Annotated in this window: 20 protein-coding genes; all 20 read right to left on the minus strand. The window is 40.4% G+C overall.

What is annotated here, in order from left to right:
- Window positions 1–26: 26 nt before the first annotated feature.
- Complete coding sequence (gene rpsH / locus MKY78_RS09040) at window positions 27–425, minus strand: 30S ribosomal protein S8 (protein WP_186871268.1); 399 nt, start codon at window positions 423–425, stop codon at window positions 27–29.
- Window positions 426–454: 29 nt separating this feature from the next.
- Window positions 455–640: a type Z 30S ribosomal protein S14 gene (locus tag MKY78_RS09045; RefSeq protein ID WP_186871267.1), complete on the minus strand. Its 186-nt coding sequence runs from the start codon at window positions 638–640 to the stop codon at window positions 455–457.
- Between the two features lie 28 nt (window positions 641–668).
- Window positions 669–1,208 carry a 50S ribosomal protein L5 gene (gene rplE, locus MKY78_RS09050; RefSeq protein WP_186871298.1) on the minus strand — a complete coding sequence of 180 codons (540 nt, stop codon included), beginning with the start codon at window positions 1,206–1,208 and terminating at the stop codon, window positions 669–671.
- A 27-nt stretch (window positions 1,209–1,235) separates the two neighbouring features.
- A complete protein-coding gene (rplX, locus tag MKY78_RS09055) occupies window positions 1,236–1,547 on the minus strand; it encodes a 50S ribosomal protein L24 (protein WP_339217500.1) in 312 nt (103 codons plus the stop codon).
- 34 nt (window positions 1,548–1,581) lie between these two features.
- Window positions 1,582–1,950, minus strand: coding sequence for a 50S ribosomal protein L14 (gene rplN / locus MKY78_RS09060; RefSeq protein WP_010095756.1), 369 nt, complete (start codon window positions 1,948–1,950; stop codon window positions 1,582–1,584).
- A 43-nt stretch (window positions 1,951–1,993) separates the two neighbouring features.
- Window positions 1,994–2,257, minus strand: coding sequence for a 30S ribosomal protein S17 (gene rpsQ, locus MKY78_RS09065; protein WP_186871265.1), 264 nt, complete (start codon window positions 2,255–2,257; stop codon window positions 1,994–1,996).
- A gap of 24 nt (window positions 2,258–2,281) precedes the next feature.
- On the minus strand, window positions 2,282–2,482 hold the full coding sequence (gene rpmC / locus MKY78_RS09070) for a 50S ribosomal protein L29 (protein WP_047983280.1): 201 nt from the start codon (window positions 2,480–2,482) through the stop codon (window positions 2,282–2,284).
- The gene (gene rplP, locus MKY78_RS09075; protein WP_010095762.1) at window positions 2,472–2,906 is read right to left on the minus strand and encodes a 50S ribosomal protein L16; all 435 of its coding nucleotides are present in this window, start codon (window positions 2,904–2,906) and stop codon (window positions 2,472–2,474) included. Before rplP ends, rpmC begins: the two co-directional genes overlap by 11 nt.
- 17 nt (window positions 2,907–2,923) lie before the next feature.
- Window positions 2,924–3,565, minus strand: a complete 642-nt coding sequence (gene rpsC / locus MKY78_RS09080) for a 30S ribosomal protein S3 (protein ID WP_186871264.1) — start codon at window positions 3,563–3,565, stop codon at window positions 2,924–2,926.
- A gap of 3 nt (window positions 3,566–3,568) precedes the next feature.
- Window positions 3,569–3,910, minus strand: coding sequence for a 50S ribosomal protein L22 (gene rplV / locus MKY78_RS09085; protein WP_186871263.1), 342 nt, complete (start codon window positions 3,908–3,910; stop codon window positions 3,569–3,571).
- 18 nt (window positions 3,911–3,928) lie between these two features.
- The gene (rpsS, locus tag MKY78_RS09090; RefSeq protein WP_186871262.1) at window positions 3,929–4,207 is read right to left on the minus strand and encodes a 30S ribosomal protein S19; all 279 of its coding nucleotides are present in this window, start codon (window positions 4,205–4,207) and stop codon (window positions 3,929–3,931) included.
- Between the two features lie 56 nt (window positions 4,208–4,263).
- Window positions 4,264–5,094, minus strand: coding sequence for a 50S ribosomal protein L2 (gene rplB, locus MKY78_RS09095; RefSeq protein WP_186871261.1), 831 nt, complete (start codon window positions 5,092–5,094; stop codon window positions 4,264–4,266).
- Window positions 5,095–5,124: 30 nt separating this feature from the next.
- The gene (gene rplW / locus MKY78_RS09100) at window positions 5,125–5,412 is read right to left on the minus strand and encodes a 50S ribosomal protein L23 (RefSeq protein WP_186871260.1); all 288 of its coding nucleotides are present in this window, start codon (window positions 5,410–5,412) and stop codon (window positions 5,125–5,127) included.
- Window positions 5,412–6,035 (minus strand): 50S ribosomal protein L4, encoded by a 624-nt coding sequence (gene rplD, locus MKY78_RS09105; protein WP_339217505.1) that lies wholly within the window; start codon window positions 6,033–6,035, stop codon window positions 5,412–5,414. The genes rplW and rplD overlap by 1 nt, the downstream gene beginning before the upstream one ends.
- Before the next feature lie 26 nt (window positions 6,036–6,061).
- The gene (rplC, locus tag MKY78_RS09110; protein WP_186871258.1) at window positions 6,062–6,691 is read right to left on the minus strand and encodes a 50S ribosomal protein L3; all 630 of its coding nucleotides are present in this window, start codon (window positions 6,689–6,691) and stop codon (window positions 6,062–6,064) included.
- 29 nt (window positions 6,692–6,720) lie between these two features.
- Window positions 6,721–7,029 (minus strand): 30S ribosomal protein S10, encoded by a 309-nt coding sequence (gene rpsJ / locus MKY78_RS09115; RefSeq protein ID WP_186871257.1) that lies wholly within the window; start codon window positions 7,027–7,029, stop codon window positions 6,721–6,723.
- Window positions 7,030–7,646: 617 nt separating this feature from the next.
- Window positions 7,647–8,909: a group II intron reverse transcriptase/maturase gene (gene ltrA / locus MKY78_RS09120; protein ID WP_188384654.1), complete on the minus strand. Its 1,263-nt coding sequence runs from the start codon at window positions 8,907–8,909 to the stop codon at window positions 7,647–7,649.
- A gap of 599 nt (window positions 8,910–9,508) precedes the next feature.
- Window positions 9,509–10,699 carry an elongation factor Tu gene (gene tuf, locus MKY78_RS09125; protein ID WP_339217507.1) on the minus strand — a complete coding sequence of 397 codons (1,191 nt, stop codon included), beginning with the start codon at window positions 10,697–10,699 and terminating at the stop codon, window positions 9,509–9,511.
- 120 nt (window positions 10,700–10,819) lie between these two features.
- The gene (gene fusA / locus MKY78_RS09130) at window positions 10,820–12,898 is read right to left on the minus strand and encodes an elongation factor G (RefSeq protein ID WP_186871255.1); all 2,079 of its coding nucleotides are present in this window, start codon (window positions 12,896–12,898) and stop codon (window positions 10,820–10,822) included.
- Window positions 12,899–12,940: 42 nt separating this feature from the next.
- Window positions 12,941–13,411: a 30S ribosomal protein S7 gene (gene rpsG, locus MKY78_RS09135; RefSeq protein ID WP_186871254.1), complete on the minus strand. Its 471-nt coding sequence runs from the start codon at window positions 13,409–13,411 to the stop codon at window positions 12,941–12,943.
- Window positions 13,412–13,450: the final 39 nt, after the last annotated feature.

Genomic DNA, 13,450 nt, shown 5'->3' on the forward strand with positions numbered 1-13,450 from the left:
TGCACCTCCTCATCATAAAAAATTAATTACCAAACATATGCAAGTACTTCGCCACCAACAGCTTGAGCGCGTGCTTCTTTATCAGAAAGTACACCTTTAGATGTTGATACGATTGCAATACCTAAACCGTTTAGTACACGAGGTACTTCACCAGCTTTAGCATAAACACGTAATCCTGGCTTACTAATACGTTTAATACCTGTAATTACTCGTTCTTCATTTACACCGTACTTAAGGAAAATACGCAGAACGCCTTGTTTGTTATCTTCAATAACTTCATAATCACGTACAAAGCCTTCTCTTTTTAGAATATCAGCAATTTCAGTTTTAATTTTAGAAGCAGGAAGTTCTAACTTTTCATGTTTAACCATGTTCGCATTACGAATGCGAGTTAGCATATCTGCGATTGGATCTGTCATAACCATTAATCATTACCTCCTTCCCGAATCGGGGTTTACCAGCTTGCTTTTTTGACACCAGGAATTTGACCTTTATAGGCAAGTTCGCGGAAACAAATACGGCAAAGTTTAAATTTACGCATTACTGAATGCGGACGTCCACAACGTTCACAACGAGTATACTCTTGTACTTGATACTTTTGTGTGCGTTTTTGTTTCGCAATCATTGATTTTTTAGCCACAATTTTCCCTCCTTGTATTAGCTCATGTCTATTTTTGGAAAGGCATGCCAAGCTGAGCTAAAAGTTCACGTGCTTCTTCATCAGTATTAGATGTTGTTACGATAACAATATCCATACCGCGCACTTTACTTACTTTATCGTAATTAATTTCTGGGAAAATTAATTGTTCTTTAACACCTAGCGTGTAGTTACCACGGCCATCAAAAGCTTTTTTAGAAATACCACGGAAGTCACGTACACGTGGTAGAGATACCGCGATTAGCTTTTGTAGGAATTCATACATGCGCTCACCGCGAAGAGTAACTTTCGCACCAATCGGCATTCCTTCACGTAAACGGAATCCTGCTATTGATTTTTTAGCACGTGTAATCATTGGTTTTTGACCAGAAATTAATGCTAGTTCTTCAACTGCGCTATCTAGTGCCTTAGAGTTTTGAACTGCATCACCAACACCCATGTTGATAACGATTTTTTCGATTCCAGGCACTTCCATAACAGACTTGTAATTAAATTTATTCATTAAAGATGGTACAATTTCATCTTGGTATTTTTGTCTTAATTGATTCACCATGTTGCCCTCCTTTCACAGCACATACTATTTATCTAATGCTTCACCGGAACTTTTAGCGATGCGGACTTTCTTTCCATCACGCACTTCGTAACCAACACGTGTTGGTTTGCCGGTCTTTGGATCTACTGGCATCACGTTAGAAACATGAATTGGAGCTTCTTGGTTAAGAATTCCACCTTGTGGATTCTCTTGAGAAGGCTTAGCGTGTTTTTTGATCAAGTTAACACCTTCAACAAGAACGCGATCCTTTTTCGGATATGCTTCTAAAATTGTGCCTGTTTTACCACGGTCTTTACCGGAAATAACAATTACTTTATCACCTTTTTTTACATGCATGCTTTACGCACCTCCTTACAAGGTAATTCTCTTCTTATAGAACTTCTGGAGCTAGAGATACGATTTTCATGAATTGTGCATCACGTAATTCACGTGCAACTGGTCCGAAGATACGAGTTCCTCTTGGACTTTTGTCGTCACGAATGATTACTGCAGCATTTTCATCAAAACGAATATATGAGCCGTCTTTACGACGTACACCAGATTTAGTACGTACAATTACTGCTTTTACAACGTCACCTTTTTTGACAACGCCTCCTGGTGTTGCTTGTTTTACGGAACAAACAATAACATCACCGATATTAGCAGTTTTGCGACCTGAGCCACCTAGTACTTTAATCGTAAGTAACTCACGTGCACCAGAGTTATCTGCAACTTTTAAGCGTGTTTCCTGTTGAATCATACGCTTTAAACCTCCCTTCGGATACCTTCCGAGCGAAACTTTATTATATAATTACCGCTTCTTCAACGATTTCAACTAGACGGAAGCGTTTAGTTGATGATAACGGACGAGTCTCCATAATACGAACGATATCACCAGTTTTTGCTTGATTGTTCTCATCATGTGCTTTAAATTTCTTAGAATATTTAACACGTTTACCATATAATTTATGGTTTTTGTAAGTTTCAACTAAAACTGTGATTGTTTTATCCATTTTATCTGAAACTACACGGCCTGTATATACTTTACGATTATTACGTTCAGTCATTTTGAGGCTAACCTCCTCTCATTATCAGTTGTTTACGCTTAGTTCGCGTTGACGGACAACAGTTTTCATACGAGCAATGGTCTTTCTTACTTCACGAATACGTGCAGTGTTCTCAAGTTGACCAGTTGCTAGTTGGAAGCGTAAATTAAATAACTCTTCTTTTAAAGATTTAAGTTTTTGTTCAATTTCGGCAGTGGTTAGTTCTCTGATATCATTAGCCTTCATTGATTTCACCACCAATTTCTTCACGTTTTACGAATTTAGTTTTGATTGGAAGTTTGTGAGAAGCAAGACGTAATGCTTCACGAGCAACCTCTTCAGATACTCCAGCAATTTCAAACATAACTTTTCCAGGCTTAACTACAGCAACCCATCCTTCAGGAGCACCTTTACCAGAACCCATTCGGACTTCTAGAGGCTTCGCTGTATACGGCTTATCTGGGAAAATTTTGATCCATACTTTACCGCCACGTTTCATGTAACGAGTCATAGCGATACGAGCAGCTTCTATTTGACGACTTGTAATCCAAGAAGCCTCAAGAGCTTGTATTCCATATTCACCAAAAGTAACTTGAGTACCACCTTTTGCTTGGCCTCTCATTTTACCACGATGTTGTCTACGATATTTAACACGTTTAGGCATTAACATGTTTATAGCCCCCTTCCTTATTTGTTCGATTTAGTTGGAAGGACTTCACCACGATAGATCCACACTTTAATACCAAGTTTACCGTACGTAGTATCAGCTTCTGCTGTTGCATAGTCGATATCAGCACGTAATGTGTGTAGTGGAACAGTTCCTTCACTGTAATGTTCAGCACGAGCAATATCTGCGCCACCTAGACGACCAGATACCTGTGTTTTAATTCCTTTTGCACCAGCACGCATAGCACGTTGGATAGCTTGCTTTTGTGCACGACGGAATGAAATACGATTTTCTAATTGACGAGCAATATTTTCTGCAACTAGCTTAGCATTAACATCAACTTTCTTGATTTCAACAATATTGATGTGAACACGTTTGCCAGTTAAACTGTTTAATGAGTTACGTAGAGCTTCTACTTCAGATCCGCCTTTACCAATAACCATACCTGGTTTACCAGTGTGAATTGTTACGTTTACGCGATTAGCTGCACGTTCAATTTCAACATGGGAAACAGCTGCGGTTTTTAGACGGTTTTCAAGATATTCTCTGATTTTAATATCTTCATGTAGTAAGTCTGCATAGTCTTTGCCAGCATACCATTTAGACTCCCAGTCTTTAATGATACCAACGCGAAGACCTGTTGGATTCACTTTTTGACCCACTAACTATCCCTCCTTCTTTTCTGTTACAACCACTGTAATGTGGCTAGTGCGCTTATTAATCTTGCTTGCACGTCCTTGAGCGCGTGGACGGAAACGTTTTAAAGTAACACCTTCATTAACGAATGCTTCAGAAATCACTAGATTATCTGGATCCATTTCGTAGTTGTGTTCTGCGTTTGCGATTGCAGATTTTAACACTTTCTCTACAACTGGAGAAGCACCGCGTTGTGTGTGGCGTAAAATAGCAATTGCTTCGCCAACTTGTTTTCCTCGAATTAAATCAACGACTAATCGCACTTTACGAGGAGCAATACGAACTGATTTAGCTACGGCTTTAGCTTGCATTTAGAGCGCCTCCTCTCATTAGCGTTTTGTTTTCTTATCGTCACTTGCATGTCCTTTGTACGTACGAGTTGGAGCAAATTCACCTAATTTATGTCCAACCATGTCCTCTGTAACAAATACAGGAACATGTTTACGTCCATCATAAACAGCAATAGTGTGCCCGATGAATGTCGGGAAAATAGTAGAACGACGTGACCAAGTTTTAATAACTTGTTTTTTGTCAGATTCATTTAGTTCATCAATTTTTTTCAATAGATGGTCATCTGCAAAAGGTCCCTTTTTTAAACTACGACCCATGGATAAACCTCCTTTCGAAGTTCCAAGATGGGAGTTATTCCCACCTTAAATTACGATTATTTTTTACGTTTACGTACAATATACTTATCTGAAGCTTTATTACGTTTACGTGTCTTATAACCAAGAGTTGGTTTGCCCCAAGGTGACATTGGTGATTTACGTCCGATAGGTGCACGTCCTTCACCACCACCGTGTGGGTGATCGTTCGGGTTCATAACAGATCCACGTACAGTTGGGCGAATACCTTTCCAACGAGAACGTCCTGCTTTACCGACACGAATTAATTCATGTTCTAAGTTACCTACTTGACCTACTGTTGCACGGCAAGTTGATAAAATTAAACGAACTTCACCAGAAGCTAAACGCACTAATGTGTATTTTTCTTCACGACCAAGGATTTGAGCTTCAGCACCCGCAGAACGAGCTAACTGTCCGCCATTTCCTGGTTTAAGTTCGATATTGTGAATTACTGTACCTACTGGAATGTTTGCTAACGGAAGAGCGTTACCCACTTTAATATCCGCGCTTTCACCAGATTCAATTACTTGACCTACTTGTAAGCCTTTTGGTGCAAGAATATAACGCTTCTCACCATCAGCGTAGTTGATTAATGCAATGTTAGCGGTACGGTTTGGATCGTATTCGATAGTAGCAACTTTACCTGGAATACCATCTTTGTCACGTTTGAAATCGATGATACGATATTGACGCTTGTGACCGCCACCTTGATGACGAACGGTTAATTTCCCTTGGTTGTTACGTCCACCACGTTTTGGTAGAGGTGCTAATAGGGATTTTTCCGGTTGATCTGTAGTGATTTCTGCAAAATCAGATACAGACATGTTACGTCTACCATTAGTGGTAGGTTTAAATTTTTTAATCGCCATCTTGTTTTCCCTCCTTCACTTATTTACTTTTTAACCTTCAAAGAAGTCTAGATCTTTGCTGTCAGCAGATAGCTGAACGATAGCTTTTTTGCGATTTGGGCGGAAACCACCGTAACGACCCATTCGCTTGAATTTACCTTTTAAGTTCATAGTGTTAACTTTTTCAACTTTTACACCAAAGATTTCTTCAACAGCATCTTTGATTTGTGTTCTGTTAGCTTTCGTACTAACTTCGAACGTATATTTCTTCTCTGCCATTAGATCTGCAGAGTGTTCAGTGATGACAGGGCGCTTAATAATATCACGTGCATCAGTCATTATGCAAGCACCTCCCCTGCTTTTTCAGCTGCATCTTTCGTTAAGATCAACTTGTCATGCATTAATAAATCAAGAACGTTTACTTCTGTAACTGTAAGAACTTTAACCCCTTGAAGGTTATTAGCAGAACGTACTACGTTCTCGTCAGTGTCAGCAGTAACGATAAGAGCTTTTTCATTTACGTTTAAAGCACCTAGCATTTTTACAACTTCTTTTGTTTTAGGAGCGTCAAATGCAAGACTTTCTAAAACAACTAAGTTTTCTTCTTGTACTTTAGAAGATAATGCTGATTTAAGAGCTAAACGACGAACTTTCTTTGGTAGTTTGTAGCTGTAGCTACGAGGTGTAGGTCCGAAAACAACTCCACCGCCTACCCATTGTGGTGAGCGAATAGAACCTTGACGCGCGCGACCTGTACCTTTTTGACGCCATGGTTTGCGTCCACCACCGCGAACATCAGAACGATTTTTAACAGCGTGTGTACCTTGACGCATAGACGCACGTTGCATAACTACCGCTTCGTGTAAAACGTGTGTATTAGGCTCAATACCAAATACAGACGCGTTTAATTCGATTTCACCTGCTTGTGAACCATCTTGTTTAAATAGTGCTACTTTAGGCATGACATATCCTCCCTTCGTATATATGATTAGTTAGCCTTAACTGCACTCGTGATTTTTACGAATGATTTTTTAGCACCTGGCACATTACCTTTGATTAATAGCAGGTTGCGATCAACGTCAACACTTACTACTTCAAGGTTTTGGATTGTTACTTGCTCTTGACCCATGTGACCTGGTAAGTTTTTGCCTGGGAATACGCGCATTGCATCAATTGCACCCATTGAACCTGGAGCTCTATGGTAGTGAGAACCGTGAGACATAGGTCCACGTGATTGACCATGACGTTTAATTGAACCCTGGAAACCTTTACCTTTAGAAGTTCCAGTTACATCAACTTTTTCACCAGCTTGGAAAATTTCAACGCTAACTTCTTGACCTACTTCATATTCATCAAGATTAGCGTTACGGATTTCACGAACGTAGCGCTTAGGGGTTGTGTTTGCTTTTTCAGCATGACCTTTCTCCGCTTTGTTAGTACGTGATTCCTTAAGATCTTGGAAACCGATTTGAATCGCTTCGTATCCATCGTTTTCAAGAGTTCTTTTTTGTAATACTACGTTAGGCTCAGCCTGAACAACTGTTACCGGGATTAATTCTCCGTTTTCATTAAACAATTGAGTCATGCCGATTTTTCGACCTAAGATTCCTTTCGTCATCCGTTACACCTCCTATTTAAAAACAAATTTTATAGTTTAATTTCAATATCAACACCAGATGGTAAGTCTAAACGCATTAGCGAATCTACTGTTTGCGGTGTTGGGTTTACGATATCGATTAGACGTTTATGTGTACGCATCTCGAATTGCTCACGTGAGTCTTTGTATTTATGAACCGCACGCAAGATTGTGTAGACAGCCTTCTCTGTAGGTAATGGAATCGGACCAGACACTTTCGCACCAGAGCGCTTCGCAGTATCTACGATTTTTTCAGCAGACTGATCTAAAATACGATGATCATATGCTTTTAAACGAATTCTAATTTTATCTTTTGCCATTATTTTCCCTCCTTTATCGCCCATATTATTATAGACATACTCCGTGAAAATTTCTTAGCCACCGCCCATGGCAAAGGGGCCGGGTGTGCCAACAACCTTCCACATCATCGCCTGAAACGACCAACATTCTTATTATATAGAATATACGTGGTCATTGCAACCCTTTTTTAGTTATAAAACTAATTTGTTGCACATCTATGTATTATACTTAGTAATCTTAGTGATTGCAAGGATTCTAGGGAGTTTTTTGTTGGGAAAGTTTGGTTTTAACGATGTGGTAGATCGATTCATCGTCCCTTAGCATCATTCCACCATTACTATATGATTTTCGAAGACACTATGGTGACGTTCTATGCGAGATTATTACGATGATGCTAGAGCCTTTCTCAAGAATAGAGTAGCATCTTTAGGTAGCTTGTAAGCTACTAATCCTTCTTTGTCACCTTACGAAGTAAATTTCAGTGCAGTATAAATGCATTCTAAGCTTCGGGCCACTTGCCTACTATACCCCTTATGCCTGAAATGATTGCACTAATCCTTTAATCGAGTAGGAGGAGGCGATTAACCTCCGACCTCTCACACCACCGTACGTACGGTTCCGTATACGGCGGTTCCATCTAAGTCCAACGTAACGTTTGATATCTACTAAATAGACTCTTTAGCCCTTGGCCTGACCAATATTGGTCGTCAAGGGCTTTATGCAAGATTGGGCTTTTAGCTATTCGCCAGTATCCCTTTCTTGTGTTAGCCCATTCCCACGCTTTTCCTTTCTTAATTCCGTATCGAATTAAGTTATGGTACCTTGTTTGGACTTTCTTCCATTCCTTCCAACGAATCATTCGTAACCTTCTTCTTATCCAGGCATCTAGTTTCTTGAATAAAGAAGGCGTTTCTGCCAGTTGGTAGTAGCCTAACCAACCTATTAGGAATCGATTTAGTTTCTCCATCCTTCTATCCATCGCCACCGATTTCCTTCTAGAAGTCAGTTCACGAACTCGCTGTTTAAAGCGTTTTACACTTTCTTTTGAAACCCGGATTTTCGGGGTTTCCTTCTGGATGGTAAAAGAAAATCCAAGGAATTTGCGTCTCCATGGGCGGTCTACCGCACTTTTGTCTCCATTTACTTTGAGTTTCAGTTTCTCTTCTATGAATTTAGTGATAGTATTCATGATTCGTAAACCCGCACGTTTGGAGCGAACATAGATATTACAGTCGTCTGCATAACGGACGAAGTGAAGTCCTCTTTTCTCCAGTTCTTTATCCAGTTCATCGAGGACAATATTGGAAAGTAGTGGACTTAGGGGGCCTCCTTGGGGAGTACCTTCTGTATTAGGACAAGCTAACCCATCTTCCATAATTCCTGCCTGTAAATATCTTCTGATTAATTTCAAGACCATTGGGTCTTGAATTCTTTTACTTAATGTTCGCATCAGTCTGTCATGATTTACTTTATCGAAGAATTTCTCTAAATCCATATCGATTACCCAACGGTAACCCTGCTTGATATAATTTCTAGCTTGTCTCACCGCATCATGTCCGCGCTTGTTTGGACGGAATCCATAACTGTATCGCGAAAATGTAGGGTCGTAAACTTCCGTTAGGACTTGTGCGATTGCTTGTTGGAGGAATCGGTCTGTCACGGTAGGGATACCTAACTTTCTCTTCCCACCGTTTGGTTTCGGGATTTCGACACGACGAACAGGTTGAGGGTAGTAGGTTCCCTTTTCGAGTTGTTCCCGAATGGTAGTCCACTGTTTCATGATATGTGCTCGTAGGTTTTGTACAGGCATATCATCCACACCATGACTTCCTTTGTTTCTTTCTACACGTTTTAGTGCTTGTATTAAGTTTTCCCGTGATAGTATTCTTTCCAACATGATATCGAACTCCTACGCGAATTGTCCGTCCTTCTTATGTGGCAACTACTTTCAGCCCTTCTAATGTCCCCCACGAGATTCATCGTTTCCTCCATTAGGAAGGTTCTTATGTTTCTGCGTCATCAAGTGTTGCGTATGCAAAGTGGCAATTCTCCTTAGATGATTCAGCCCTTCCCGAATACCCTAGGAGCATTCGGTACTATGGCTTCGGCTGACTTCTGATAGTTCAGCGAACATTCTCATGTTCGGTTACGGCAGGTGTACCGCATTTCTATCAGACCTCCCAGGGTAAGCACACATTCTTCCTCTCCATGTCCTCGCTCCATTTACTCTATGCTCCCTTTGGCAGTAAGGACTTCAACTTGTATAGCAGTCTCATCCAAGAACATCTAGCCTTATATGAAGTTTGTGTTCCTCGAGGCGGAGATTTGCCGCTGACTTCCTTCAGATTCTAGGTCACCCTAGACACCCTTGTCTTAAGCTAATCACTACTACTGCCTTCGTGATTCAGGACTTCAACCCTAGAGAATGTGTGCATGCCTGGCACACTACAAAAAAAGACAACCGAACAAATCGGCTGTCTTTTTATATGATTCATTTAATTATTTTTGGATAGAAGATACTACGCCTGATCCTACAGTACGTCCACCTTCACGAATAGAGAAACGAGTTCCTTCTTCGATAGCGATTGGAGCGATTAGTTCAACATCCATTTCGATGTTGTCTCCAGGCATAACCATTTCTACTCCTTCTGGTAAGTTGATAACACCAGTTACGTCAGTTGTACGGAAGTAGAACTGTGGACGGTAGTTAGAGAAGAATGGAGTATGACGTCCACCTTCTTCTTTAGATAATACATAAACTTCAGCTTTGAAGTTCGTGTGTGGAGTAATTGTACCTGGTTTTGCAAGTACTTGACCACGGTTGATATCTTCACGAGAAACACCACGTAGAAGTGCACCAATGTTATCTCCAGCTTCAGCATAATCAAGAAGCTTACGGAACATTTCAACACCAGTTACAGTAGTTTTGCTTGATTCTTCTTGAAGACCGATGATTTCAACTTCGTCTCCAACTTTAACTTGACCGCGTTCTACACGACCAGTTGCAACTGTACCACGACCAGTGATTGAGAATACGTCCTCAACTGGCATCATGAATGGCTTATCAGTGTCACGTTCTGGAGTTGGAACATACTCATCTACAGCGTTCATTAATTCAACGATTGCTTCTTCGTATTGAGCGTCTCCTTCAAGAGCTTTAAGAGCAGAACCTTTGATTACTGGTACATCATCACCAGGGAAGTCATATTCAGATAATAGATCACGAACTTCCATTTCAACTAGTTCTAATAATTCTTCATCGTCAACCATATCTACTTTGTTTAGGAATACTACGATTGTAGGTACACCAACGTTTTTAGAAAGTAGGATGTGCTCACGAGTTTGTGGCATTGGACCATCAGCAGCAGATACTACTAGGATAGCTCCGTCCATTTGTGCAGCACCAGTGATCATGTTTTTAACATAGTCAGCGTGTCCTGGGCAGTCTACGTGTGCATAGTGACGAGTTTCAGTTTCATACTCAACGTGAGAAGTCGCGATAGTGATTCCACGTTCTTTTTCTTCAGGTGCACCGTCGATTTGGTCATATGCCATCGCAGTACCTTTACCACTTTTCTTAGCCATTACAGTTGTAATAGCAGCTGTTAATGTAGTTTTACCATGGTCAACGTGTCCAATTGTTCCAATGTTAACGTGACTTTTAGAGCGGTCGAATTTTTCTTTAGCCATTTATATTTCCTCCTTAAATAAATGAAAGATTGTAAGTATATGTTGGAGCTAAGAAATAGCAGCTTGTGTTATTTCTTAGCTTACAATAAAAGTTATACTTGAGAATGATAAAAAAATCAATTATTCTCCAGCATTTTTCTTAATAATTTCTTCAGAGATGCTCTTCGGTACTTCTTCATAATGATCGAAGTGCATTGTGTAAGTTCCACGTCCTTGAGTGTTTGAACGTAATGCTGTTGCATATCCAAACATTTCTGATAGAGGAACAAACGCTTTAACAACCTGTTGGTTACCGCGTGCTTCCATTCCTTCTACACGTCCACGACGAGAAGTGATGTCACCCATAATATCTCCAAGATATTCTTCAGGGATTACAACTTCCACTTTCATCATTGGTTCAAGAATTACAGGGTTACACTTACTTTTAGCAGCTTTAAGTGCCATTGATGCAGCAACTTTAAACGCCATTTCGTTAGAGTCGACATCATGGTAGCTACCATCAAATAAAGAAGCTTTAATGTCGATTACAGGGAACCCAGCTAATACACCGTTTTCCATTGCTTCTTTAATACCTTGTTCAACAGCAGGGATGTATTCACGTGGTACTACACCACCAACGATGTTGTTTTGGAATTCAAATCCTGCGCCCTCTTCGTTTGGTTCAAATTTGACCCAAACGTGACCGTATTGTCCACGTCCACCAGACTGACGTACGAATTTACCTTCGACTTCAGCAGCAGCACGGAATGTTTCACGGTATGCAACCTGTGGTGCACCAACGTTTGCTTCAACTTTAAATTCACGTTTTAGACGGTCAACAATGATGTCTAGGTGAAGCTCACCCATACCAGAGATGATTGTTTGACCAGTTTCTGGATTTGTTTCCGTTCTGAAAGTTGGATCTTCTTCTGCAAGTTTACCAAGTGCAATACCCATTTTATCTTGGTCTGCTTTCGTTTTTGGTTCGATAGCAACATCAATAACTGGTTCTGGGAATTCCATGGACTCTAAGATTACAAGATTCTTCTCGTCACATAGAGTATCACCTGTTGAAGTATCTTTCAGACCTACAGCTGCAGCGATTTCACCTGCATATACTCTAGAAATTTCTTCACGAGTGTTTGCGTGCATTTGCAGGATACGACCTACACGCTCACGCTTATCTTTTACAGAGTTACGTACATATGATCCAGAATCTAATGTTCCTGAGTAAACACGGAAGAATGTTAATTTACCCACGAAAGGATCTGTCATAACTTTGAAAGCTAACGCTGCGAAAGGTTCGTCATCAGAAGATGGACGAGTTACTTTCTCATCTGAACCAGGAAGTGTACCTTCAATTGCTGGTACATCTACTGGAGATGGTAGGTAATCAATAACACCATCTAGCATTAATTGAACACCTTTGTTTTTGAACGCTGATCCACAGAATACTGGATAGAACTCAACGTTTACTGTAGCTTTACGAATAACTGCTTTTAATTCCTCATTAGAGATTTCTTCTCCGTCAAGGTATTTCATCATTAGCTCTTCGTCTAATTCAGATACAGCTTCTACTAAGCTAGTACGTAATTCCTCCGCTTGATCTTTTAAATCAGCTGGGATTTCACGTGCTTCAGAACGAGTTCCTAAATCATCCTCATAGAAGTAAGCTTCCATTTCGATTAAGTCGATGATTCCTTGGAATTCATCTTCTGCACCGATTGGGAATTGTACTGGGTGTGCATTAGCACCTAGACGTTCTTTTAATGTACCTACAGAGTATAGGAAATCTGCACCTGTTTTATCCATTTTGTTGATAAATACAATACGTGGTACTCCATAAGTTGTTGCTTGGCGCCAAACTGTTTCAGTTTGAGGCTCAACCCCTGATTGAGCATCAAGTACTGTAACCGCACCATCAAGTACACGTAATGAACGTTCAACTTCTACTGTGAAGTCTACGTGCCCAGGTGTATCGATGATGTTGATACGGTGACCTTTCCATTGAGCAGTTGTAGCAGCAGAAGTGATTGTAATTCCGCGCTCTTGCTCTTGCTCCATCCAGTCCATTTGTGAAGCACCTTCGTGTGTTTCACCAATCTTGTGAATGCGTCCTGTATAGAAAAGAATACGCTCAGTTGTAGTGGTTTTACCTGCATCAATGTGAGCCATAATACCAATATTGCGCGTCTTTTCCAAGGAGAACTCTCTTGCCATGTATTCTTCTCCTTCCTGTTAAAACCTTTATTTTTATTTATATTACCAACGATAGTGAGCAAACGCTTTGTTTGCTTCTGCCATTTTGTGCATATCTTCGCGTTTTTTAACAGATGCACCTGTATTATTTGAAGCATCTAGAATTTCATTCGCTAAACGCTCTTCCATTGTTTTTTCTCCGCGTAAACGTGCGTAGTTAACAATGTAACGTAAACCTAAAGTTTGACGGCGTTCCGGACGAACTTCAACCGGTACTTGGTAGTTAGAACCACCAACACGGCGTGCACGTACTTCAAGTACTGGCATAACGTTTTTCATAGCTTGCTCAAACACTTCCATCGGATTTTGTCCGCTGCGTTGTTCAACTAGTTCAAAAGCGTTATAAAGAATCTTTTGAGCAATGCCTCGTTTTCCATCCTCCATGATTTGGTTGATTAAACGAGTTACTAGTTTTGAATTATAAATTGGATCTGGCAAGACATCGCGCTTAGGTACTGGTCCTTTACGTGGCATATGTCCCCCTCCTTTCCTGTATCATGTTGTTAAAAAGAG

Source organism: Ornithinibacillus sp. FSL M8-0202 (assembly GCF_037975285.1).
GTDB classification, from domain to species: Bacteria; Bacillota; Bacilli; order Bacillales; family Amphibacillaceae; genus Ornithinibacillus; species Ornithinibacillus massiliensis.